Origin of the sequence: Microvirga arvi (assembly GCF_016892765.1) — a bacterium.
Classification (GTDB): domain Bacteria; phylum Pseudomonadota; class Alphaproteobacteria; order Rhizobiales; family Beijerinckiaceae; genus Microvirga; species Microvirga arvi.
Map to the genome: position 1 here is coordinate 23,207 of NZ_JAFEMD010000063.1, position 6,000 is coordinate 29,206.

Sequence of the window (6,000 nt, forward strand, 5' to 3'; positions counted from 1 at the left end):
CGGTCACCCTGAAACCTATTAAGAACAGTGGTGCGATCGTGGCTCGCGTGCAGGTTGATGGCTCCTCAGAGATCCGCTCTTGCCCCACCACGGCTTTCTCAGGTTTCCTCATCGCAAGTCTCATAATGATTCTAACGGACGCCCCGTTATTCACGCTTCTATGCACTGGGCCTCTTCAACGAACTCATCAGAAACGAGTGTAATTCAGAAGGTGAAAGCCGATCGCGCCCTTGATGTCACTCATCCACAAAAGTGATGGCCGAGCCTGACCGGCGGTCGGAGCGCCACCACGTGTCTTGGTAAGCGGTGTTCGACCCGGGCAGGCGCTCGGAGGAGACCGCCCTCATGTCCTGTGTGACGGGACAAGCGCGATGACGCTGCCAACCGCCTGCGCAATGTGATCAAGGGTAGTCGGTCCGTGCTCCCTGTTGAGCACGGCCGCGTAGATCGTGTCGAGGGCATCGAGGATACTGACGTGCTTCACGGCGAACCACTGATCGAGAGATCTTTTCAGCTCGGAGGATCCCTGGCGTGCCGATGCCTGGAGCATAGGATGGGGAGAGACGCCCGCCCTGTGATACCCCCTTCGAATGAGAGGCATCTCTCCCATTTGGGAGATGCCACCGTTCAATCGCCTCCTTAGCATCATGACAAAGGGGGCACGCATGCACGACATCCTCGACGCGGGACTGACCGCATCCGGCAGCATTGTCTTCGGCGCCATTGCCTGGGCGGTGCGCGGCCATTTCGTTTCCGACGGGATGCCAGCAGGCATGCGGGTGCTGTCAGCTTTATCCCTGGCCGCGTTCGTGGCTTACCTGCACCAGCTCTGGGCGCTTGATCAGCCTTGGTGGGCGCACCTGACCGGCTTTGCCCTCCAGGCGGCGGGCCTCGCTCTCTTCCTGTGGGCGATCCGCGCCTCCCGCGAGCAGCGCCTTGCGCTGGCATTTGACGACGGTGAGCCACTGTTCCTGCTCAGGCAGGGGCCATATCGGTACATCCGCCACCCCTTCTACGCCTCCTATTTGGTGTTCTGGTCTGGGTGCTCGGTCGCGACCCTGTCGCCCGCATGCACCGGGTTCCTGATCGTTCTGGGAGGAATCTATACCGCTGCGGCTCTCGGGGAGGAGCGCCGGTTCGGCCGTGGCCCGCTCCGTGACGCCTATGGCACCTACGCCCGCAGCGCCGGGCTGTTCTGGCCGAAGCCGAGAGGGGCGTGAGCATGGCGGTGGAAACCGAGCGCACTAAGCCAACCCTAGATCAGCGCATGCGCCAGTTCCTGGCCCGCCTCGAGTACCGCCGCACGGGAACCGCGGCTGAGCGGGAGGCGGTCTATAGGCTGCGATACAGGGCTTATCTCCGCGAAGGGGCGATCAGCCCGAACACCACCGCGCAGCTCTGGGACAGGTTCGACGACGCGCCGAACGCACGGCTGTTTGGGATCCACGTTGACGGTTTGCTCGTGGGCTCGATCAGGATCCATGCCGTCGACGCCGAGAACCGAGCTTCGCCGGCCCTGGATGCGTTTCCCGACCATCTTGAGCGGGAGCTCGATGCGGGGCGTACCATCGTTGATCCAAACCGCTTCGTAGCCGACCCTGACGTGTCCCGTGCATTCCCGGAGCTGCCCTACGCGACACTGCGGCTGCCCTTCATGCTCGCAGAGCACCTAAGCGCGGATACCGTGACCGCGACTGTCAGGGCGGAGCACGAGACCTTCTACCGGCGGGTGCTCCGGTGCCGTCCGGTATGTGCTCCGCGACCTTACCCGACACTGATTAAGCCCTTAGGGCTCATGACTGTCGACTTCGCCTCGGAAGCGGCAGCCGTTACTGACCGACATCCATTCTTCGGCTCGTCCTTAGCGGAACGGCTGCGCGTCCTGGGACCGCCAAGTCCGTGCCAACAGCTTCCCGCCGAGCATCTTTACGGGAAGCTCGATGCGCCTCGGTCAACGGCACCGAAATCGCCGTGCTTCCTGCCCTCCATGGCTGGCGAGGCTAAGGGATCACACGCCGAGGGCAGGCCATCGATCCCGGCATATTCCACCTGAGGGGAAGTCATGATGGACGAGGAAATTGAGATCGTTGCGGAAGAGCTTGCCAAGGCAGGTGGCACCTCGTGGTACCCGGGCCGGGCGCAGGGCCCTCTTACCCGGGTGGTTACCGATCGCTACCGCGCCCAAGCCCGGGTTGTCATCTCGACCCTAGAGAGGCTGAGGGCTGGCCAAGGCCGCCCCTCAGAAGAGGCCAATGCAGGAGCGCAGGCGGTTGCCGGCCCGGCGTATGAGCATCCCGATCTTGGGAGCACAATAATCCACCGCCCTCCGCATGAACGGCGCGCTCACCCTTACCGGATCGTGGAGATCCAAGGTGACCGCGCCTACCTGGCCCCGATCCTCAGGCTGTGTGTCGGATGGGTTTCAATCGAGAGAATTCAGCCGTCCGGGGGCGTGGAACACAGCACCAGTCAACGAGCAAACGAAGAGGCTTTCAAAGGTTAGAATCGCCACATTCACCCTCTCAGCACAACAACTTAAGCGGAGTTTATGATGTCAGTTATTTCTGGTACTAATGGCAACGACGAGCTGATTGGAGAGGCAGAAAACGACAGCCTCGCGGGCGGCTTGGGTGATGATGTTCTGGTTGGTGGCGCCGGCAACGATACGCTCGATGGTGGCGACGGTTTTGATTTCGCTGATTACTCGCGGGAAGGACGCACAGTCGGCGTAACCATCGACCTGGTGCAGGGACGTGCCTGGCAAGGCACAGGCAGTGTGCCCGCAGACGGCGAGGTCGACACTCTCATCTCCATCGAAGACGCCATGGGCACCGACCACGCTGACCGCCTTATCGGCACGACGTCGGGTGAAGAGTCGTTTTTCGGCGGTCTTGGCGACGACACGATGAGCGGTGGCACGGGCAACACAACCTCTGGATTTAGAGCTATTGACGCGCTCAACTACCATACTGGTTACGACAACAGCATTGCCTCAAAAGGAATCACCGTGACCTTCGATTCAAACATCGAAGGCTCCGGCAAGGTCACATTTAATGATGGCAATGGCGGCATCAACCAGGCCGCAGGTACGGATACCTTCGATGGGATTGAACGAGTTCGCGGCACCAACGGGGATGATGTATTCCTGGGTGGCGCAGGCTTCCAGAGTTTCCGTGGCTTAGGGGGCAATGACTTCTTTGATGGCGGCGCCGGTTTCGACTCTGTTGATTATCGTCGTGATCCGAACAACAGCAATGGCGTAAGCGTCAACCTTGAACTGGGAACCGTCACGGATACGAGCGGCAGCACGGACACCCTCGTCAATATTGAGGAGGTTCGTGGAACAACCGGAAATGACAACATCAGAGGCGACCGACAGGACAACAGCCTCTTGGGCGAAGACGGAAACGATACCATCCATGGTGGCGCTGGACGGGACGTCGTTCTCGGTGGAGCCGGTGATGATGTGCTCTTCGGCGGCTCTGGCTTCAGCGACTATATGGAGGGCGGCTCTGGGAACGACACGATCTATGGCGGTGATGGGGCTAACAGTTCCAGCAACACAAACGATGTTGCCGGATTCATTCTCCCCGCTGGCACAGCAGGCACTCTCTCAATTGTGCAGACCAGTGCGACGACGGCTGATGTGAGGCTCGACAACACCACTGTGTTCCAGATCACTCAGTTGGTCAGTGGCGCCAATGCCTTCGAGGTCAAGGGAGTCGGGCTTGGTGCAGCCCTTGGGACTGACACCGTCCGCAACATCGATGAAATTCAATTCGCAGTGCCCGGCGGCTCGTTCGTGAAACTCCAGGTCGGAGTTTCGGTTTACACCGCAGGGGGTGGCGACTTCTTCATCGAAGGCGGCATTTTGAGCAACATCATCGATGCTAGCCTGATTGTCGGTATCACGAACGGTGCAGACGTGAACGCCCAAGGCGGAAGAGGCCACGATACAGTCTATGGCCATGACGGAAACAATGGCTTGTCTGGCGATGAGGGTAACGATGCTCTCTTTGGGCGAGCCGGCGACGATAACCTGCATGGAGGTGACGGCAACGACACACTCGACGGCGGTCTTGGTAGCGACTATCTGACCGGCAGCGCTGGCAGCGACGTCATCAATGGCGGCGGCGGGCTTAATGACCTTGTCGGTTATGATTTGACTGGGGTAACAGGAACCATCTCGAAGACCATCACGACAGTTGGTGTGACATTCATTCAGCTCACCAACAATGGTTCGACCACAAACATCTTCCAAGTCTCACAGGTTGGGAATAGTTTTGAGGTTAAGGATCTGCGGGCGGGATCGCCATATGGCACTGACATCGTTTCCAACGCGGCTGAGTTGCACTTCTACATCCCCGATCCTAATGATCCCTTCGGCGACTTGCTTCAGTTTGAGAGCATCGATATCGGCATTCCACTTGCGTCGGCTGTCGTATTGGCGGGAGGTCTCGAGGATACCGTAACCACGATTACAGCGGGCCAGCTTCTGGCTAATACTGCTGACCCGAATGGAGGCTCTCTGTCCATTTCGTCCCTTGCGGTCGCAAGCGGAGGTGGCACCCTGGTCAACACAGGAACTGGAACGTGGAGCTATACGCCCCCCGCGAACTACAGCGGACCGGTGTCCTTTGCATTCACGGTGACCGACGGACAGTACTCGGCTTCCTCGACAGCAAGTCTCAGCATCGCTGCCACGCAGGATCCGGTAACACAAGTCTCGACGAGCTATACCTTGTCGGCGGAAGACTTGAACCTCGTTGCGACGGGCAGCGGCAACATCGCTCTAACTGGCAATGCTCTGAACAACAGCATCACTGGCAACGTGGGCAAGAACACCATTGATGCTGGCGCTGGCAACGACAAGGTGAATGGCGGGCTCGGCAACGACAACCTGACGGGTGGCTCGGGCAAGGATGCATTCGTGTTCACTACCAAGCTCGGTACATCTACGACCGACCGCAAGGTGAACTTCGACACCGTTAAGGACTTCTCGGTTAAGGACGATAGCATCTATCTCGACAACGCCATCTTCAAGAAGCTGGGCTCGGGCACGCCCGCCAAGCCGAAGCTACTGTCCAGCAAGTTCTTCAGCTTGGACAAGGCTAAGGATAAGGACGACTACGTCATCTACAACAAGAAGACGGGGGTGGTATCGTACGATGCGGATGGTTCCGGCAAGGGAGAGGCCATCGAGTTCGCTCAGCTGAAGAAGGGCCTTGCTATGACCTACAAGGATCTCTTCGTCATCTAAGCTCATGCGGGAGTGCTTGGGCTGACACTGAGCACTCCCATCGTCTCTAATCTAAGCCTACTGCGGTCCCATGGGCTGAGTGAAGGCCAAGAGAGGGACGGCGCTTTCATCTTCGCCTTCGTGTGCTCCATCCTTCCGGAATAGGGAATCGACACATAGGTGGTCCAAGCCCTATAAGGCACTCGCATACGCCATCCGGTTCTCTACCCATTGCACAATTCTAGGAGTGGCAGACATGGCCTGCGCTCATCGCCGGATTGAGGCTATCTCGGCGTAGTTGCCGCTCTCATCAAGTACATAGTACTGTCCATTCTGGCGACGATAAAAGTAAAGGTGCCGAGCAACCCCGCGCTGTCCTATAAATCTAATCTCATTGCCGCCCCAGGCCCAAGCGCTGTATCGACCGTCGGCGCGACCGCAATTCCTAACAAACGTTGCAACGCCGTAGTTTCCTCCCCACAGGACTTCGCAGCCGTTTGGATAGTCCCCAGTTCCGAAAGTGATGGTCGTTAACGTAAAGGTATCGATAAGCTCATCGCGGCTCAGAGGAACGCCATTTCGAGGCTCCTTTGGCTTAGCCTTCTGAGCCAATGCTGGAACGGCTAGTATGCTGACGCAAAGTGCAAGTACCCATGTAACCGCCTTCATATCTGCCCTCTGCTGCTAGAGGCTGTTATGGACCGCGATGTAGTTTACGGCCTGTCGTAGCATAATACAGACCAGAGCAATGACATGCAGGT

4 protein-coding genes are annotated in these 6,000 nt (G+C 58.5%); 3 read left to right on the forward strand and 1 reads right to left on the reverse strand.

The genetic code is table 11. The features are described from left to right. Window positions 1-343 precede the first annotated feature (343 nt). The gene (locus tag ILT44_RS25195) at window positions 344-484 is read right to left on the reverse strand and encodes a hypothetical protein (RefSeq protein WP_204242361.1); all 141 of its coding nucleotides are present in this window, start codon (window positions 482-484) and stop codon (window positions 344-346) included. Between the two features lie 181 nt (window positions 485-665). Here ILT44_RS25195 and ILT44_RS25200 point away from each other — a divergent pair, with 181 nt between their 5' ends. From ILT44_RS25200 to ILT44_RS25210, 3 genes are all read left to right on the forward strand, one after another. Continuing rightward, window positions 666-1,220 carry a methyltransferase family protein gene (locus tag ILT44_RS25200; RefSeq protein WP_204242362.1) on the forward strand — a complete coding sequence of 185 codons (555 nt, stop codon included), beginning with the start codon at window positions 666-668 and terminating at the stop codon, window positions 1,218-1,220. 2 nt (window positions 1,221-1,222) lie between these two features. Continuing rightward, window positions 1,223-2,053, forward strand: coding sequence for an N-acyl amino acid synthase FeeM domain-containing protein (locus ILT44_RS25205; RefSeq protein WP_204242363.1), 831 nt, complete (start codon window positions 1,223-1,225; stop codon window positions 2,051-2,053). Between the two features lie 498 nt (window positions 2,054-2,551). Beyond that, the gene (locus ILT44_RS25210) at window positions 2,552-5,260 is read left to right on the forward strand and encodes a cadherin-like domain-containing protein (RefSeq protein ID WP_204242364.1); all 2,709 of its coding nucleotides are present in this window, start codon (window positions 2,552-2,554) and stop codon (window positions 5,258-5,260) included. The last annotated feature ends 740 nt before the right edge of the window (window positions 5,261-6,000 follow it).